General features: G+C 48.4%; 7 protein-coding genes. 5 read left to right on the plus strand and 2 right to left on the minus strand.

Annotated features, from left to right (window positions below; genetic code table 11):
• Window positions 1-10 precede the first annotated feature (10 nt).
• Window positions 11-901, plus strand: coding sequence for a succinate--CoA ligase subunit alpha (gene sucD, locus ABZP31_RS03595; RefSeq protein ID WP_248134337.1), 891 nt, complete (start codon window positions 11-13; stop codon window positions 899-901).
• Between the two features lie 512 nt (window positions 902-1,413).
• On the opposite strand, the gene trpS is transcribed toward sucD, so the two are convergent.
• The gene (gene trpS / locus ABZP31_RS03600) at window positions 1,414-2,427 is read right to left on the minus strand and encodes a tryptophan--tRNA ligase (protein WP_005015726.1); all 1,014 of its coding nucleotides are present in this window, start codon (window positions 2,425-2,427) and stop codon (window positions 1,414-1,416) included.
• Window positions 2,428-2,634: 207 nt separating this feature from the next.
• On the opposite strand from trpS, the gene ABZP31_RS03605 reads away from it, so the two are divergent.
• On the plus strand, window positions 2,635-3,567 hold the full coding sequence (locus ABZP31_RS03605; RefSeq protein ID WP_005015724.1) for a DUF808 domain-containing protein: 933 nt from the start codon (window positions 2,635-2,637) through the stop codon (window positions 3,565-3,567).
• A gap of 45 nt (window positions 3,568-3,612) precedes the next feature.
• Entirely contained in the window at window positions 3,613-4,512 is a 900-nt protein-coding gene (locus ABZP31_RS03610) for a neutral zinc metallopeptidase (protein ID WP_005015720.1), read from the plus strand.
• Window positions 4,513-4,565: 53 nt separating this feature from the next.
• Here ABZP31_RS03610 and ABZP31_RS03615 read toward each other — a convergent pair whose 3' ends face one another.
• Entirely contained in the window at window positions 4,566-5,123 is a 558-nt protein-coding gene (locus ABZP31_RS03615) for a hypothetical protein (RefSeq protein WP_111280618.1), read from the minus strand.
• A 244-nt stretch (window positions 5,124-5,367) separates the two neighbouring features.
• Between ABZP31_RS03615 and ABZP31_RS03620 the strand changes: the two genes are divergently transcribed.
• On the plus strand, window positions 5,368-6,867 hold the full coding sequence (locus ABZP31_RS03620) for a sodium:proton antiporter (protein ID WP_005406943.1): 1,500 nt from the start codon (window positions 5,368-5,370) through the stop codon (window positions 6,865-6,867).
• Window positions 6,868-7,263: 396 nt separating this feature from the next.
• Window positions 7,264-20,466 (plus strand): Ig-like domain-containing protein, encoded by a 13,203-nt coding sequence (locus ABZP31_RS03625; protein ID WP_367156896.1) that lies wholly within the window; start codon window positions 7,264-7,266, stop codon window positions 20,464-20,466.
• Window positions 20,467-20,518: the final 52 nt, after the last annotated feature.

Consider the following 20,518-nt stretch of genomic DNA (forward strand, 5'->3'; position numbering starts at 1 on the left):
AGTATCAATCATGAGCGTATTAGTAAATAAAGACACCAAAGTATTGGTACAGGGTTTTACGGGTAAAAACGGAACTTTTCATTCAGAACAGGCTGTTGCATACGGTACAAAAGTAGTCGGTGGTGTAACGCCAGGTAAAGGCGGCCAGAGTCATTTAAATCTTCCTGTATTTAATACCATGCGCGAGGCGGTACAGGAAACACAGGCAGATGCGTCTGTGATTTATGTGCCTGCACCATTTGTGCTGGATTCTATTGTAGAAGCAGTAGATGCAGGGATTGGACTTATTGTAGTCATTACCGAGGGTGTACCTACTCTTGATATGCTTAAAGCCAAGCGTTATCTGGAAACCAATGGTAACGGTACGCGTCTGATTGGACCAAACTGTCCGGGTATCATTACACCGGGTGAATGCAAAATTGGAATTATGCCGGGACACATTCATCAGCCAGGCCGTATTGGAATTATTTCCCGTTCTGGTACGTTAACTTATGAAGCGGTATCACAAACTACCCGTCTGGGATTAGGCCAATCTACCTGTATTGGTATTGGTGGAGATCCAATTCCAGGAATGAACCAGATTGATGCGCTTAAATTGTTTCAGGATGATCCCGAGACTGATGCGATCATTATGATTGGTGAAATTGGTGGGACAGCCGAAGAAGAAGCTGCTGAATATATTCAATCAAATGTGACCAAGCCAGTTGTAGGTTATATTGCCGGTGTAACAGCTCCAAAGGGCAAACGTATGGGCCATGCAGGTGCAATCATTTCTGGTGGTAAAGGAACAGCAGAAGAAAAATTTGCTGCTTTTGAAAAAGCGGGTATGGCATATACACGGAGTCCGGCAGAGCTAGGTTCTACTATGTTACAGGTGTTGAAAGATAAAGGCCTGGCTTAAGTAGACAGCAAAAAAGCTCCGAAAGGGGCTTTTTTATTATGAGAATGATGGAGAGAATAAATTCTTCTTCAACGCTATTAGGATTGTAAGTTTAACTCAAGCTTAGTTTACCCTATAGTTGTCCACCTTAAAGCAAACTATTTAAGTAGATTAGATAAGTAATTTGCTTTAATTTAAGTCTATAACTTGTAGATTTTGATATATCATATTTTTTATAGACAAAAAAATACGCAATGATTGGGGTGATCATTGCGCAGAACAACGAATCTGCATACACAGTTTCGGTTAAGGAGAAATGTCATGAATTTAGAAGCTTTCTAAATCATGAAAGTATAATATTTGAATACCTGAGTAACTTCCTTGGTATTCACGTTAACAAGTGTTAAATCACGTTAAACTATAGGTTATATTGTAATTTTTTGAACTATGATATTTTATACAGTTGAATTTTAATAAATTAATATTTCAATTAAAAAGGCCCTTAAAGCAGGGCCTGTATTAATACCACAATTTTAAAAGTGGAACATTCCTAGACCGCTTTTAATTTCATCTAGAGTTTGCTGGGTAATAACCTGACATTTTTGAGTGCCTTGACGTAAAACATCCATAATATAGTCCGGATCTTTTTGCAATTCTGCACGACGTTCACGAATTGGACCGATCAGCTCTTTTAAAATACCTTCTAAACGCTTCTTCACAGTGCCATCACCTAGACCACCACGACGATAATGGGCTTTTAATTCTTCTAATTCTTCTTTATTGGTATCGAAAGCATCAAGATAGGTAAAAACCACATTACCTTCTACCTGACCCGGGTCTTCAATACGCAAATGATTAGGATCAGTATACATGGCATTAACTGCCTTTTTAATATCCTTATCTGAAGCATCCAGAACAATGGTATTACCCAGAGATTTAGACATTTTGGCCTTGCCATCGAATCCTGGTAAACGGCTCATGTTAGAAAGTAAGGCTTTACATTCAGGCAAAAGCTCGCGGCCGATCTGACGGTTAAGGCGACGAACAATTTCATTCGTTTGTTCAATCATTGGAATCTGGTCTTCTCCTACCGGCACAACAGTAGCTTTGAATGCCGTAATATCGGCAGCCTGTGCGACCGGATAACATAGAAAACCTGCCGGGATATCGCGCTCAAAACCTCGCATCTGAATTTCAGACTTGATCGTTGGGTTACGTTCCAAACGCGACACCGTCACAAAGTTCAGATAGAGCATGGTCAGCTCATTGAGTGCCGGTAATTGAGACTGCACACAGATGGTGGTTTTTTCCGGATCAATACCCACTGCTAAATAATCTGTAGCGACTTCCAGAATATTCCGACGTACTTTTTCAAAATTATCGGCATTGTCAGTTAAAGCTTGAGCATCGGCGAGTAACAGGTGCTGGTGATGGGAGTCTTGCAAGCCTACACGAGAACGTAGTGAACCTACAAAATGTCCTAGATGGAGCTGTCCGGTCGGGCGGTCACCAGTCAAAATAACTGGACGGGTATCTTGATCACTCATGATGCATTCCAAAGCGTTTGTAAATTAAGCAAAATATATTAATTGATGAAGTCTATTGTAAGGCATAAATACTGGTAGTGCCTCTTTACAATAAACTCCAGCTGGTAAAAAGTGAGAAATTTAATAGATAAACATATAAAGCTTATACACTTTCTCTGATTAAAGCGATTTAAACTAGCTACATAAAGATAAGACTGGGAACATAAAATGGCGAGCAGCTTGCTTTTATTATTAGATGATATTGCCACAATTCTGGATGATGTCGCAGTCATGAGTAAAATGGCTGCAAAAAAAACCGCAGGAGTGCTAGGTGATGACTTGGCTTTAAATGCCCAGCAAGTCAGTGGCGTCCGTTCAGATCGGGAATTGCCAGTGGTCTGGAGCGTAGCAAAAGGCTCATTTGTGAATAAAGTTATTCTAGTACCTTTAGCGTTGCTTATCAGTGTAGTTGCTCCATGGTTAATTAGCCCATTGTTAATGATTGGTGGCTTATTCTTGTGCTATGAAGGTATAGAAAAAGTCTTGCATTCACTACAGCGTAAAAAGCCACATAGTCCTGAAGAAGCAATTGCCAAGCTCGAACAGGATGACATTGATTTGCATGCCTATGAAAAAGATAAAGTCAAAGGTGCAATTCGAACAGATTTTATTCTTTCTGCTGAAATTGTAGTAATTAGCTTGGGTACAGTTGCAGCAGCCAGTTTTATGACCAAAGTTACAGTACTAAGTATTATCGCTATTGTAATGACTATAGGCGTGTATGGACTGGTAGCCATGATCGTAAAAATTGATGACTTGGGCCTGCATTTGACTGAACAGGTTTCAAATTTTAAACAGCGTATTGGTCAGGCTCTTTTGAGCTTTGCCCCGATTTTGATGAAGACTTTATCAATCGTCGGTACCATTGCTATGTTTCTGGTCGGGGGAGGCATTATTAATCATGCTGTTCCTTTAATACATCATTTTACTGAAGATACTGTTGATCATGTTGAACTGATTCCTACTTTGGGGCATATCGTAGGAGCAATTACACCAACTTTAATAAATTTAGGAATCGGCATAGTAGCGGGTTTTATTGTTCTGCTTTTAGTCAGTGGAGTTAAAAAAATCTGGCCAAAATCTAAACAGAAATCTGCTTAAGCTATCAGCTTTTGCGACATCGTAATAATAGGGAAGGGGTAAACTATGCGTTGGAAAGGTCGCCGTGTCAGTACTAATCTGGAAGATCGCCGGGGTGGAGGCGGAGCAAAAGCAGGGGGTATCAGTATATTAGGTCTGATTGTTGCCTTTGTCGCCTGGAAGTTTTTTGGTGTAGATCCGCAGCAGGCTTATCAGGCAACAAAACAGGTAACCGCCGGAGAGCAGGTAGAAAGCGTCGGCCTGGAAAATCCAACGCCCCAGCAGCAAGAAGCCGCAGATTTTGTCGGGACTGTTCTTGCTGATACCGAAGACACCTGGCAGGCAATTTTTCAGGAGCAGGGGCAAAATTATACCCCTCCTAAACTGGTCTTGTTCAGTGGCGTGGTTAATTCACGTTGTGGTACTGCACAGGCGGCAATGGGGCCATTTTATTGTCCAGCTGACCAAAAAGTTTATATAGATACCAGTTTCTTTAAAGATATGCGCCAGCAGATGGGAATTTCTGGTGAGCAGAACCAGACAGAACTCTCTCGACAAGACCAAGCCGGAGACTTTGCTCAGGCTTATGTAATTGCACACGAAGTGGGTCACCATGTACAGAACCTGTTAGGTATCTCTTCTCAAGTGCAACAGGCTCGCAGCCGTGCCAGTCAAGTACAAGGAAATCAGCTTTCAGTCCGGCAAGAGCTTCAAGCAGACTGTTTGGCCGGAGTGTGGGCACATCATAACCAGCAGCGTACCCAGTTTCTAGAGCAGGGTGATGTTCAGGAAGCAATGGATGCTGCCCATAAAATTGGTGATGACTATTTGCAAAAAAGTGCAACTGGACAAGTTGTACCTGATAGCTTTACGCATGGAACCAGTGCACAACGTATGCAGTGGTTCCAGACCGGCTTGAAGAGTGGTGATCTTAACCAGTGCGATACTTTTAACCAGCCAGTTTAAGGCAGTTAAAAGAATTATTGAGTACAGATAAGGTTATTACTGTACTCAATAATCTATTTTGTTAAAAAACTGCGAAAATTTTTCAAGATACGAATACTTGAAATTAATGCAATGATCGTAAACAGAAAAACTCCTAACAAGTAATATTTAAGGGCTGACATATCCTGTTGATAGAAATCAACCACTTGCTGTTGTTTTAAGGTTAGGTTACCTGGCATGTTAGTCTGAGTATCTACATAGTTTATAGACTGAATATATTGATAAGGGCCAATAATTTGTAGAACTGCTTTTTGAACCTCTCTATACGGACTTTTATCATAGCTAGAAAGACAGAGCGTAGTCTGATAATGCTCACAACTGATTTTACTGATATATCCTTTGCCTTTTAAAACAATAAAAATTGCTCGATCTGGCTTTTGGCTATTAGACAGGAGCAGGTAAGACTGTTGATTGCTTGAAACCAGCTCAATCTGTTGGCGGTGCTCTAGCCATGTATTCGCCTGTGCCAGTGTGTTGAATTTGCTGTAACAGGTCAGTAATAGTGCCAGAGTTACAGTAAAAATGATTAAAGCCAGGATAAGACGAAAAATGAATTTTAAAGATTGATGCATGAAAAGAAATATACAGCCAGTATTTATGAGAAATATTATTATAGTTTGAAATGATCTGGAAACGGCAAAAGCCGAATTGTTTATGCGAGAACCAGGTCTATTTAAAATGAAATAAAATTATCCATGACCTACCCTTAGAAATGGGAGTAAAATTCCCAGTTAAGAGTTTTATAACTGATATTCATCTAGAAGTGACTGATTGGATGCGTTTTAAGAAAGCCAGCAGTTATATTCAAGGATTCGCATGGGCAATTTTTTTCTTCTTCAAGCTTTAACGGTTATTTTTGCACTTTCAATCGCAACTACAATTTTCAATAAGCGTATTTTAGACTTTCCTCAGGCGATTGGTGTGCCAATTGTCTCGGCAGTTTTTGTATTTATTTTGCAGTGGGGTGCGAGCTTACTTAATGGTAACCAGTTTATAGTCATTAATATTCATAATATTGAAGAAGCTGTACGCGGGATTGATTTCTATGACTTTCTTATTAATGGCGTAATCTGTTTTATCCTGACCTCGTCTGCGCTTAAATTTAAAATTTCTGACTTAAGAAGTCACTGGAAACCCATTGGAATTCTAGCCACGATTGCACTGGTAATCTGTGCTGTATTTTTCGGTGGCATCCTTTATGGTTTTCAGGCATTAATTGGAAATCCGGTCCCTATTTTAGTCTTGCTGTTATTGGGATCTGCTTTAGGTGCAACAGATCCAATTGGAGTTAAAGGGGTGTTAAGTTCAGTTAGAGCACCCCATCATTTGATTGTGAAACTCGAAGGTGAGTCACTGTTTAATGATGCAATGTGTATCGCCGTGTTCATGACTTTACTGAATGTATTACAAGGCGAACATTTTACCTTATTGGGCACATTAGAAAATTTTCTCTATGAAATTGTGGTAGCTGTAATTATCGGTTGGGGGTTCGGTTTAGGAATTTTACGCTTATTGCGCGGTAAGCATGAAATGGAGTCCCTGATCCTGACAACTGCGCTGCTGGCCTGCGGTTCTTACCTGGTTGCCCTGTTTGCTCATGCTTCTGCACCAATTGCTTGTGTTATCGGTGGTCTCATCGTCGGAAATAAATGGAAAGAAATTCTGCATGATCGTGAAATTCGTGAAGTAAATCATTTTTGGCATACTGTAGAAGGCATTATTAATTCATTTCTGTTTACATTAATCGGATTAGAGCTGTTCATTCTGGACTTGAGTAGTAGCATGATCCTTGGAGGGATATTCGCATTTTTTGCCCTGCATATTTCACGGTTTGCCGCAAATTTCTTATCTTTTGCCTTTTTCCCATCTTTTCGCAAAAAGAGTTATAACGGTAGCTTAACCATTTTATCGTGGGGAGGAGTGCGGGGTGGTATTTCACTGGCACTCATATTAGCTGTGGCTAATATTCCACAACTACGTGAATATAGCAGTATTTTGATTGGCTATACTTTCATTAGTGTATTGCTTTCAGGTGTGGTTTGCGGTTTAGGACTACCAGCCGTTATGAATGCTTTTTACTATAATCCAAATGAAGAGACTCAGGGCTTTAAAGGATGGTATCAACGTTTATGCCACAAAATGAATCGTAAAGGTTTTAAATATATTGTGGGAGAAGATGCGAATGGTAATGAAACCATTACTGTGTATCAGCCCGAGGAAATAATGGACCAGAAAACTGATGACGGCATTACAGCTGTCCATCATCCGATAAAAGCACAAGAAGTCAAACGTCTGGAAAGTCCTGACAATTTTTAAAGGCAATTTGATATACAGACTATTTTAGGAATAAATAAAAATTAAGATACTAGATCGACTATTTTTAATAAATTTATCCTAAGTGTTACTATGTATTTCACTGTTGATTTTATGTGAAAGATGAAAATATTTCTTATTCACATATCTTTTTTTTATCTTTTTAAAACAATTACTTAATAAAATAAAAAATATATGTATTTGATTTATATATTTTAACTTTAAAGCAGACTTGTTTACTCAACTTAATAAAAAACTTACTTATTTCATGCTATCTATTTATAAAGCTTATTAAATTTTCTAGGAAGAAAATAGTTACAAAGCAAAATCTAATAAAGCTAATTTTTAATAAAAAATTCAGGAAATTAGCTCCTCTAATAATATGTAAGGAAGAATATAATGGCGGATATTTTTATAATTTCAAAAGAAACAGCTCAGCAAGTAGAGCATATAGGCAATAGTTTTAAATTAGGGGAGCCTGTAGTTGTCGTTATTGATGTTGCTCCAGAGGAGGTAGCATCTATTGATCGTAGTGGAAATAGCCTTACTATCATCCTGAAAAATGGTGAGCAAATTTATATAGAAAATTATTTTGCCGCTGATAATAGTCTGGTCTTTAAAAATGATCAGAATCAGCTTTTACTGGCTCAAGTTACTGATGCCAGTGGGGCAATATTAGATCCAATTTCTTATTTAAACTTAGAAGAAGTCACGCCACTTTTATATGGAGCAGAGAGTGAAGCTTTTGTTCCCTGGTTAGTTGGGGCAGTAGGAATAGGAGGATTGGCTGCAGCGGTAACCTCTACTAGCGATTCTTCCGATGATACAAGAAATGATATTACACCACCACAGAAACCAATTATTACTGAAAATAATGGTGATGGTTTAAGTGGTACAGGTGAAGCCGGCAGTACAGTAATTGTTAAAGATAGCCAAGGCAATCAGACTGAAATTAAGGTAGGAGAAGACGGCAAGTGGAGCATTGAGCCGAATCCGTTAAATGAAGGAGAACAGGGGACAATTGAAGCAGTAGATCCTGCTGGCAACAGTTCAGGACAATCTCCGGTTACAGGAGGCGACCAAACTGTCCCACAAGCTACATTAGACACATTGTTAACAAATGACACCACCCCGGGCCTGAGTGGCACGGTGAATGACCCGGCAGCCCGGATTGAAGTCAGCATTAACGGCAGCACCTACCAGACCATCAACAATGGCGACGGCAGCTGGAGCCTGGCCGACAACATCATCGCGGTCCTGCCGGAAGGCCTGATTAACGTAACCGTGACAGCCACCGATGCGGCGGGGAACCGCAGTGCAGTGACCGGCAGCATCCGCATTGATACCACCGCCCCGGCAGCACCGCTGCTGGATGCGGTCAATGCCACTGACCCGATCAGCGGCACGGCAGAGGCGGGTGCACGGATCGTGGTGACCTATCCGAACGGCACCACGGCCAGCACCGTGGCAGATGCTGCGGGGAACTGGAGCGTGGCCAACCCGGGCAGCCTGAGCGATGGGCAGCAGATCAGCGTGGTGGCCAGCGATGCGGCCGGCAACAGCTCGGCCCCGGCCAGCGCGACGGTTGATGCAGACATCACCGCACCTGAGGTCAGCCTGGATGCACTGCTGAGCAATGACACCACCCCGGGCCTGAGCGGCACGGTGAATGACCCGGCAGCCCGGATTGAAGTCAGCATTAACGGCAGCACCTACCAGGCCATCAACAATGGCGACGGCAGCTGGAGCCTGGCCGACAACATCATCGCGGTCCTGCCGGAAGGCCTGATTAACGTAACCGTGACAGCCACCGATGCGGCGGGGAACCGCAGTGCAGTGACCGGCAGCATCCGCATTGATACCACCGCCCCGGCAGCACCGCTGCTGGATGCGGTCAATGCCACTGACCCGATCAGCGGCACGGCAGAGGCGGGTGCACGGATCGTGGTGACCTATCCGAACGGCACCACGGCCAGCACCGTGGCAGATGCTGCGGGGAACTGGAGCGTGGCCAACCCGGGCAACCTGAGCGATGGGCAGCAGATCAGCGTGGTGGCCAGCGATGCGGCCGGCAACAGCTCGGCCCCGGCCAGCGCGACGGTTGATGCAGACATCACCGCACCTGAGGTCAGCCTGGATGCACTGCTGAGCAATGACACCACCCCGGGCCTGAGCGGCACGGTGAATGACCCGGCAGCCCGGATTGAAGTCAGCATTAACGGCAGCACCTACCAGGCCATCAACAATGGCGACGGCAGCTGGAGCCTGGCCGACAACATCATCGCGGTCCTGCCGGAAGGCCTGATTAACGTAACCGTGACAGCCACCGATGCGGCGGGGAACCGCAGTGCAGTGACCGGCAGCATCCGCATTGATACCACCGCCCCGGCAGCACCGCTGCTGGATGCGGTCAATGCCACTGACCCGATCAGCGGCACGGCAGAGGCGGGTGCACGGATCGTGGTGACCTATCCGAACGGCACCACGGCCAGCACCGTGGCAGATGCTGCGGGGAACTGGAGCGTGGCCAACCCGGGCAACCTGAGCGATGGGCAGCAGATCAGCGTGGTGGCCAGCGATGCGGCCGGCAACAGCTCGGCCCCGGCCAGCGCGACGGTTGATGCAGACATCACCGCACCTGAGGTCAGCCTGGATGCACTGCTGAGCAATGACACCACCCCGGGCCTGAGCGGCACGGTGAATGACCCGGCAGCCCGGATTGAAGTCAGCATTAACGGCAGCACCTACCAGGCCATCAACAATGGCGACGGCAGCTGGAGCCTGGCCGACAACATCATCGCGGTCCTGCCGGAAGGCCTGATTAACGTAACCGTGACAGCCACCGATGCGGCGGGGAACCGCAGTGCAGTGACCGGCAGCATCCGCATTGATACCACCGCCCCGGCAGCACCGCTGCTGGATGCGGTCAATGCCACTGACCCGATCAGCGGCACGGCAGAGGCGGGTGCACGGATCGTGGTGACCTATCCGAACGGCACCACGGCCAGCACCGTGGCAGATGCTGCGGGGAACTGGAGCGTGGCCAACCCGGGCAACCTGAGCGATGGGCAGCAGATCAGCGTGGTGGCCAGCGATGCGGCCGGCAACAGCTCGGCCCCGGCCAGCGCGACGGTTGATGCAGACATCACCGCACCTGAGGTCAGCCTGGATGCACTGCTGAGCAATGACACCACCCCGGGCCTGAGCGGCACGGTGAATGACCCGGCAGCCCGGATTGAAGTCAGCATTAACGGCAGCACCTACCAGGCCATCAACAATGGCGACGGCAGCTGGAGCCTGGCCGACAACATCATCGCGGTCCTGCCGGAAGGCCTGATTAACGTAACCGTGACAGCCACCGATGCGGCGGGGAACCGCAGTGCAGTGACCGGCAGCATCCGCATTGATACCACCGCCCCGGCAGCACCGCTGCTGGATGCGGTCAATACCACTGACCCGATCAGCGGCACGGCAGAGGCGGGTGCACGGATCGTGGTGACCTATCCGAACGGCACCACGGCCAGCACCGTGGCAGATGCTGCGGGGAACTGGAGCGTGGTCAACCCGGGCAACCTGAGCGATGGGCAGCAGATCAGCGTGGTGGCCAGCGATGCGGCCGGCAACAGCTCGGCCCCGGTCAGCGCGACGGTTGATGCAGACATTACAGCTCCAAGTTTAGAATTTATAGTAATCATTAATACCGATGGCAGTGCCACTCTCAGCGGTACCACCGAACCGGGTGCCACTGTAACCGTACGGGGCCCGAACGGAGCAGCAGTGCCGGTCACAGTGGCGCCAGATGGCAGCATCAGTGGCAGCATTGCTGCGCCGGCTCTTGCCGGTAGCTACACCGCCACCGCAACCGATATCAATGGCAACACTGCCACCGATATCGCGACTGCAACAGATAATATTGCACCAATCCCTGGAAGCCTGAGTCTGGCAGATTTCTCCGATACGGGCATCAGCCTCTCTGATAGAATCAGTAATGACAATACATTTAATTTGACATTAACGGGTCAGGAAACAGGTTCTACCGTGGTCTACCAGATTTCTACGGATGGCGGAAATACCTGGGTGGCAACAACAGCCGCACAGACTGGAGTCGCAGATAATACCTATCAATACAGAGCTGTCGTGACTGATGTTAATGGCAACAGCAGTGTCACAGATACAGTTAATGTCACTGTAGATACAGCTGCTCCAGATGCTCCTGAGCTTGATCCGGTTAACGTAACTGATCCGATTAGTGGAACAGCAGAAATTGGGGCTACTGTCACTGTTACCTTCCCAGATGGCACGATCGCTACCGCACTTGCAGATGAAAGTGGCAGCTGGAGTGTAGCTAACCCAGGTGGTCTTGCTAATGGTGATATTATTACTGCAATAGCAACAGATCCTGCAGGGAATGCATCATTATCGGATAGCGGTACAGTTTCAGCTGATATTACAGCGCCAGTGGTGGTGCTGGATGATAGTTCCAGCAGCGATAATACCCCACCGTTGAGTGGTACGGTTAATGATACTACCGCACGAATCGTGGTTACTCTTAATGGTACTGATTATGAAGCCGTAAATAACGGTGATGGTACCTGGACTTTAGCAGATAATACTTTGCCGGTATTACAGGACGGGACATATAACCTTACTGTAAGAGCCATAGACCAGGCAGGTAATACGGGTACAGATACAGCAACTTTAACTATAGATACTATTACGACGGTAGAGCTGAATGTGGTGATCAATGCCGATGGCAGTGCCACTCTCAGCGGTACCACCGAAGCGGGTGCCACTGTAACCGTACGGGGCCCGGATGGAGCAGCAGTGCCGGTCACAGTGGCGCCAGATGGCAGCCTCAGTGGCAGCATTGCCGCGCCGGCTCTTGCCGGTAGCTACACCGCCACCGCCACCGATATCAACGGCAACACTGCCACCGATACCGCGACTGCAACAGATAGCACGCCACCGGCCGTAGAGCTGAACGTGGTGATCAATGCCGATGGCAGTGCCACCCTCAGCGGTACCACCGAAGCGGGCGCCAGTGTAACCGTACGGGGCCCGGATGGAGCAGCAGTGCCGGTCACAGTGGCGCCAGATGGCAGCATCAGTGGCAGTATTGCCGCGCCGGCTCTTGCCGGTAACTATACCGCCACCGCGACCGATATTAATGGCAACACTGCCACCGATACCGCGACTGCAACAGATAGCACGCCACCGGCCGTAGAGCTGAACGTGGTGATCAATGCCGATGGCAGTGCCACCCTCAGCGGTACCACCGAACCGGGCGCCAGTGTAACCGTACGGGGCCCGGATGGAACAGCAGTGCCGGTCACAGTGGCGCCAGATGGCAGCATCAGTGGCAGCATTGCCGCGCCGGCTCTTGCCGGTAGCTACACCGCCACCGCAACCGATATCAACGGCAACATTGCCACCGATACCGCGACTGCAACAGATAGCACGCCACCGGCCGTAGAGCTGAACGTGGTGATCAATGCCGATGGCAGTGCCACCCTCAGCGGTACCACCGAACCGGGCGCCAGTGTAACCGTACGGGGCCCGAACGGAGCAGCAGTGCCGGTCACAGTGGCGCCAGATGGCAGCATCAGTGGCAGTATTGCCGCGCCGGCTCTTGCCGGTAACTATACCGCCACCGCGACCGATATTAATGGCAACACTGCCACCGATACCGCGACTGCAACAGATAGCACGCCACCGGCCGTAGAGCTGAATGTGGTGATCAATGCCGATGGCAGTGCCACCCTCAGCGGTACCACCGAACCGGGTGCCAGTATAACCGTACGGGGCCCGGATGGAGCAGCAGTGCCGGTCACTGTGGCGCCAGATGGCAGCCTCAGTGGCAGCATTGCCGCGCCGGCTCTTGCCGGTAACTATACCGCCACCGCAACCGATATCAATGGCAACACTGCCACCGATATCGCGACTGCAACAGATAATATTGCACCAATTCCTGGAAGCCTGAGTCTGGCAGATTTCTCCGATACGGGCATCAGCCTCTCTGATGGAATCAGTAATGACAATACATTTAATTTGACATTAACGGGTCAGGAAACAGGTTCTAACGTGGTCTACCAGATTTCTACGGATGGCGGAAATACCTGGGTGGCAACAACAGCCGCACAGACTGGAGTCGCAGATAACACCTATCAATACAGAGCTGTCGTGACTGATGTTAATGGCAACAGCAGTGTCACAGATACAGTTAATGTCACTGTAGATACAGCTGCTCCAGATGCTCCTGAGCTTGATCCGGTTAACGTAACTGATCCGATTAGTGGAACAGCAGAAATTGGGGCTACTGTCACTGTTACCTTCCCAGATGGCACGATCGCTACCGCACTTGCAGATGAAAGTGGCAGCTGGAGTGTAGCTAACCCAGGTGGTCTTGCTAATGGTGATATTATTACTGCAATAGCAACAGATCCTGCAGGGAATGCATCATTATCGGATAGCGGTACAGTTTCAGCTGATATTACAGCGCCAGTGGTGGTGCTGGATGATAGTTCCAGCAGCGATAATACCCCACCGTTGAGTGGTACGGTTAATGATACTACCGCACGAATCGTGGTTACTCTTAATGGTACTGATTATGAAGCCGTAAATAACGGTGATGGTACCTGGACTTTAGCAGATAATACTTTGCCGGTATTACAGGACGGGACATATAACCTTACTGTAAGAGCCATAGACCAGGCAGGTAATACGGGTACAGATACAGCAACTTTAACTATAGATACTATTACGACAGTAGAGCTGAATGTGGTGATCAATGCCGATGGCAGTGCCACTCTCAGCGGTACCACCGAACCGGGCGCCAGTGTAACCGTACGGGGCCCGGATGGAGCAGCAGTGCCGGTCACAGTGGCGCCAGATGGCAGCCTCAGTGGCAGCATTGCTGCGCCGGCCCTCGCAGGTAGCTACACCGCCACCGCAACCGATATCAACGGCAACATTGCCACCGATACCGCGACTGCAACAGATAGCACGCCACCGGCCGTAGAGCTGAATGTGGTAATCAATGCTGATGGCAGTGCCACCCTCAGCGGTACCACCGAAGCGGGCGCCAGTGTAACCGTACGGGGCCCGGATGGAGCAGCAGTGCCGGTCACAGTGGCGCCAGATGGCAGCATCAGTGGCAGTATTGCCGCGCCGGCTCTTGCCGGTAACTATACCGCCACCGCGACCGATATCAACGGCAACATTGCCACCGATACCGCGACTGCAACAGATAGCACGCCACCGGCCGTAGAGCTGAACGTGGTGATCAATGCCGATGGCAGTGCCACCCTCAGCGGTACCACCGAACCGGGCGCCAGTGTAACCGTACGGGGCCCGAACGGAGCAGCAGTGCCGGTCACAGTGGCGCCAGATGGCAGCATCAGTGGCAGTATTGCCGTGCCGGCTCTTGCCGGTAACTATACCGCCACCGCGACCGATATTAATGGCAACACTGCCACCGATACCGCGACTGCAACAGATAGCACGCCACCGGCCGTAGAGCTGAACGTGGTGATCAATGCCGATGGCAGTGCCACCCTCAGCGGTACCACCGAACCGGGCGCCAGTGTAACCATACGGGGCCCGGATGGAGCAGCAGTGCCGGTCACAGTGGCGCCAGATGGCAGCATCAGTGGCAGTATTGCCGCGCCGGCTCTTGCCGGTAACTATACCGCCACCGCGACCGATATCAACGGCAACATTGCCACCGATACCGCGACTGCAACAGATAGCACGCCACCGGCCGTAGAGCTGAACGTGGTGATCAATGCCGATGGCAGTGCCACCCTCAGCGGTACCACCGAACCGGGCGCCAGTGTAACCGTACGGGGCCCGAACGGAGCAGCAGTGCCGGTCACAGTGGCGCCAGATGGCAGCATCAGTGGCAGTATTGCCGTGCCGGCTCTTGCCGGTAACTATACCGCCACCGCGACCGATATTAATGGCAACACTGCCACCGATACCGCGACTGCAACAGATAGCACGCCACCGGCCGTAGAGCTGAACGTGGTGATCAATGCCGATGGCAGTGCCACCCTCAGCGGTACCACCGAACCGGGCGCCAGTGTAACCATACGGGGCCCGGATGGAGCAGCAGTGCCGGTCACAGTGGCGCCAGATGGCAGCATCAGTGGCAGTATTGCCGCGCCGGCTCTTGCCGGTAACTATACCGCCACCGCGACCGATATCAACGGCAACATTGCCACCGATACCGCGACTGCAACAGATAGCACGCCACCGGCCGTAGAGCTGAACGTGGTGATCAATGCCGATGGCAGTGCCACCCTCAGCGGTACCACCGAACCGGGCGCCAGTGTAACCGTACGGGGCCCGAACGGAGCAGCAGTGCCGGTCACAGTGGCGCCAGATGGCAGCATCAGTGGCAGCATTGCCGCGCCGGCTCTTGCCGGTAGCTACACCGCCACCGCAACCGATATCAATGGCAACACTGCCACCGATATCGCGACTGCAACAGATAATATTGCACCAATTCCTGGAAGCCTGAGTCTGGCAGATTTCTCCGATACGGGCATCAGCCTCTCTGATAGAATCAGTAATGACAATACATTTAATTTGACATTAACGGGTCAGGAAACAGGTTCTACCGTGGTCTACCAGATTTCTACGGATGGCGGAAATACCTGGGTGGCAACAACAGCCGCACAGACTGGAGTCGCAGATAACACCTATCAATACAGAGCTGTCGTGACTGATGTTAATGGCAACAGCAGTGTCACAGATACAGTTAATGTCACTGTAGATACAGCTGCTCCAGATGCTCCTGAGCTTGATCCGGTTAACGTAACTGATCCGATTAGTGGAACAGCAGAAATTGGGGCTACTGTCACTGTTACCTTCCCAGATGGCACGATCGCTACCGCACTTGCAGATGAAAGTGGCAGCTGGAGTGTAGCTAACCCAGGTGGTCTTGCTAATGGTGATATTATTACTGCAATAGCAACAGATCCTGCAGGGAATGCATCATTATCGGATAGCGGTACAGTTTCAGCTGATATTACAGCGCCAGTGGTGGTGCTGGATGATAGTTCCAGCAGCGATAATACCCCACCGTTGAGTGGTACGGTTAATGATACTACCGCACGAATCGTGGTTACTCTTAATGGTACTGATTATGAAGCCGTAAATAACGGTGATGGTACCTGGACTTTAGCAGATAATACTTTACCGGTATTACAGGACGGGACATATAACCTTACTGTAAGAGCCATAGACCAGGCAGGTAATACGGGTACAGATACAGCAACTTTAACTATAGATACTATTACGACAGTAGAGCTGAATGTGGTGATCAATGCCGATGGCAGTGCCACTCTCAGCGGTACCACCGAAGCGGGCGCCAGTGTAACCGTACGGGGCCCGGATGGAGCAGCAGTGCCGGTCACAGTGGCGCCAGATGGCAGCCTCAGTGGCAGCATTGCTGCGCCGGCCCTCGCAGGTAACTACACCGCCACCGCGACCGATATCAACGGCAACATTGCCACCGATACCGCGACTGCAACAGATAGCACGCCACCGGCCGTAGAGCTGAATGTGGTAATCAATGCTGATGGCAGTGCCACCCTCAGCGGTACCACCGAAGCGGGCGCCAGTGTAACCGTACGGGGCCCGGATGGAGCAGCAGTGCCGGTCACAGTGGCGCCAGATGGCAGCATCAGTGGCAGTATTGCCGTGCCGGCTCTTGCCGGTAACTATACCGCCACCGCGACCGATATCAACGGCAACATTGCCACCGATACCGCGACTGCAACAGATAGCACGCCACCGGCCGTAGAGCTGAACGTGGTGATCAATGCCGATGGCAGTGCCACCCTCAGCGGTACCACCGAACCGGGCGCCAGTGTAACCGTACGGGGCCCGAACGGAGCAGCAGTGCCGGTCACAGTGGCGCCAGATGGCAGCATCAGTGGCAGTATTGCCGCGCCGGCTCTTGCCGGTAACTATACCGCCACCGCGACCGATATTAATGGCAACACTGCCACCGATACCGCGACTGCAACAGATAGCACGCCACCGGCCGTAGAGCTGAACGTGGTGATCAATGCCGATGGCAGTGCCACCCTCAGCGGTACCACCGAACCGGGCGCCACTGTAACCATACGGGGCCCGAACGGAGCAGCAGTGCCGGTCACAGTGGCGCCAGATGGCAGCATCAGTGGCAGCATTGCTGCGCCGGCTCTTGCCGGTAGCTACACCGCCACCGCAACCGATATCAATGGCAACACTGCCACTGATACCGCGACTGTAACAGATAATATTGCACCAATCCCTGGAAGCCTGAGTCTGGCAGATTTCTCCGATACGGGCATCAGCCTCTCTGATAGAATCAGTAATGACAATACATTTAATTTGACATTAACGGGTCAGGAAACAGGTTCTACCGTGGTCTACCAGATTTCTACGGATGGCGGAAATACCTGGGTGGCAACAACAGCCGCACAGACTGGAGTCGCAGATAATACCTATCAATACAGAGCTGTCGTGACTGATGTTAATGGCAACAGCAGTATAACCAATGCGGTAGGCGTTACTATAGATACTATCACTACGGTTACTGCGCGCTTTACTTTAGATTCAGATAATGGCAACCCAGATCCGACGACTGTCATTGTAAGTGGCACAGCAGAGGTAGGATCTACTGTTACTTTAACCACAAATACAGGTGTAGCAATTGTAGATAATCTAGGCAATCCTGTTAGTACGATAGTAGGTTCAACCGGCACCTATACATTTAATATTCCGACAGCCTCTGTAGTGGATAACCAGCTGCTTAGCGTGAATTCTACAGATATAGCCGGAAACGTTGCTACAGCCCCAGTAAGAATAGATTTGACACCACCAAATGCCATAGATGATGTCGTAAACCTGGACATTGTAAGTCAGATCACTACAGTCTATCCCGAAGTGACCGATACAGATGTTCAGGTATTGGGTTTATTAGAGTCTGATAATGGCACTGACAATGGTGTGACTGTAATTGTAGGACCTGATCAATTTGGTGTACTCAATATTGAAATAAGCCAAACTGCACTCGCCGCAGTTGCAGATGCCTTCCGGTTAGATGTTGTTGATGCAAATGGTAATGTTGTCTATTCTGCAGTAACACAAAACTCGCTAGTAGGGGATGTTCTTGGTTTAAATGTCTTAGGTGTAACAGGAGATAATACTTTAACTGCTACAGTCAGAGGCTTGCAACCGGGTACATATCGTGTTGTGGTTCGTAATGACGAGAGTACATTAACTGACTTGCTAGATTCAGATAATAGTGGTGGAGTATCTTTACAAGAGCTTGGAGATTCAGGCGTCATTTTAGGGCCTGAAAATCAGACGCTGGTACTCAATACAGTTTCTAATGCATTAGGTCCAGTTTTAGGGCCAACAGTTACTACGCTGTTATCTCCTGTTTTAACTACATTGAATGGTTTGCCAGTTGATGAGATTATTAATCCATTAGTCACTATTTTGAATAATGTTGGTGCTACCGGACTACTCAATACAGTCTTGAGTTCACTAGCAGATGCTCTTTTAAGTAATACACTTACACTATTGCAAGCTACTGATATTACGACCCAGCTTACGGAAACCGATTTTGCTAATGAAGCCTTAACAGGTGGTAATGTGATTACAGGGGCGGGTAGCAGTAATGGTGGTACAGATGATGCACAGGGAGGTGTAATTACTCAGGTACAAATTGCTGATGGCCCTATCGTAGTCATTCCATCAAATGGAAGCAATGTTACAGTCGAAGGACTATATGGTGTACTTACTATTAATTCGTCAGGAGCCTATACTTATACAGCTTATGGAGATCCAGCGTCTATAGGCGGTTCTGAAGTATTTACTTATACATTATCTGATGGAAATACAGTAGATACAGCAAAACTTACTATTAACATTGCAGATACTTCTACAACAGCCCCTAGAGTTACTTTAGTTAATGATACGGGTAACAGTAATACTGACCTGATCACCCAAGATGGTCGCATCGCGGTGACCGCAGATCCGGATGTGAACACAGTAGTGGTAAGGTATACATCTGCTTCCGGTACTGGAGTGAACGTCAATGCCGTGTATGACACCGCAACTGGCAGGTGGATTGCTACGCCTCCAGCTGGTTTTGCAGATGGTACTTATAATGTGACGGCTACCGTAACAGACACTACCAATCATACGAATACCTCTTCTTTAGGTAATATTACTCTAGATACTACACCGCCAGTAGTTACAATCGTAGGTGCAGGCGATAATGCAGGTAATATTCAAGGCAATATTTATTCTGGTACGATTACTGATGATAATACGCCAACAATCTTTGGCAGGGCAGCGCCGAACAGTACCATTACGCTTATTCAGGACGGTGTAACAATAACTACGCCAATTACTGTAGATGCTAGTGGTAACTGGAGTTATACGCCTGCCACAGCACTGTCTTCATCTGCGACCGGTGTAAATCATACTTGGCAGGCTAGAGTAGCAGATACGGCAGGTAATATTACAACTGCTAACTTTAACTTGAATATTATTGGCCAGGTTGCACCTGTTGCAGCTGTTAACAGTAATGCTCTACTGGGCGTTGTAGGCGCAGATGTAGCAGGTCTGATTGATTTAAATCAGCAACTATTTGCAGCGGCAGATGCAAATGGCGATTTAAGAAGAGTAGAAATTACATTAAATTCTGCAGTATCACTGGGTGGAGAGAATTTTAGCTTCTCAACAGGGTTACGTAATCTGTTTGGTTATAATGTTACTACTCAAAGTAGCACTGTGTTAGGACGTCCAGCTCGTATTACAATTGAAGCTGCACAAGGGCAGGTACTTGATAATCAGGAAATTAATGAATTCTTGGCATCAGTCAAATTATCGGGTGGTTTGCTGGGAGGCATCTTAAATCTGAATTTACTGAATAATTTGAATGTGGTTGCTACAGATAGCCAAGGCTCATCTACCTCATATAGCCGAGGTGAGATTGCAAGTGTAGATCTGTTGGGCGGTCTACTTTCAGGAAGCGCTTCACCGATTGTTGAGGGTAATGCTAATGCTAATATTTTGGGTAATAGCAATAGTACTGTATCTCAGCGCCTCTATGGTTATGATGGAAATGATACGTTAAATGGCGGTTCAGGAAATGATATCCTGCGAGGTGGTAATGGTGATGATACTTTAAATGCAGGGGCAGGTAATGATTATATTAATGGTGGTGCAGGCAATGACACTATTATTGGTGGCCCAGGCGCTGATACTGTAGTGTTTGATTTACTGGTTGCCGCTAATGCAACAGGCAGTAATGGTACTGATACCTGGACAGACTTCCATGTAGGTAATATTCGTACCGATAATCAGGCTGACCGGATTGATGTGTCGGATCTGCTAGGAGGCGAGGTTAATGCTAATAATCTGGGACAATATATCCAGCTAAACTATAATTCAACGTCATCAACTGTAACCTTGTCCATCGACCGCGATGGAACCGGAACTACTTTTATTGCCACTCCATTATTACAGCTGACCAATCAGCCAAGTGCCATTACATTGGATGAACTGTTACAGAATGGCCAAATTATTTTCTAAATATATAAGGTAACAAAAAAGGACCTTCGGGTCCTTTTTTGTTTTTAGTTAA

The sequence above is a fragment of the Acinetobacter sp. FL genome, assembly GCF_040744925.1.
Lineage (GTDB): Bacteria > Pseudomonadota > Gammaproteobacteria > Pseudomonadales > Moraxellaceae > Acinetobacter > Acinetobacter radioresistens.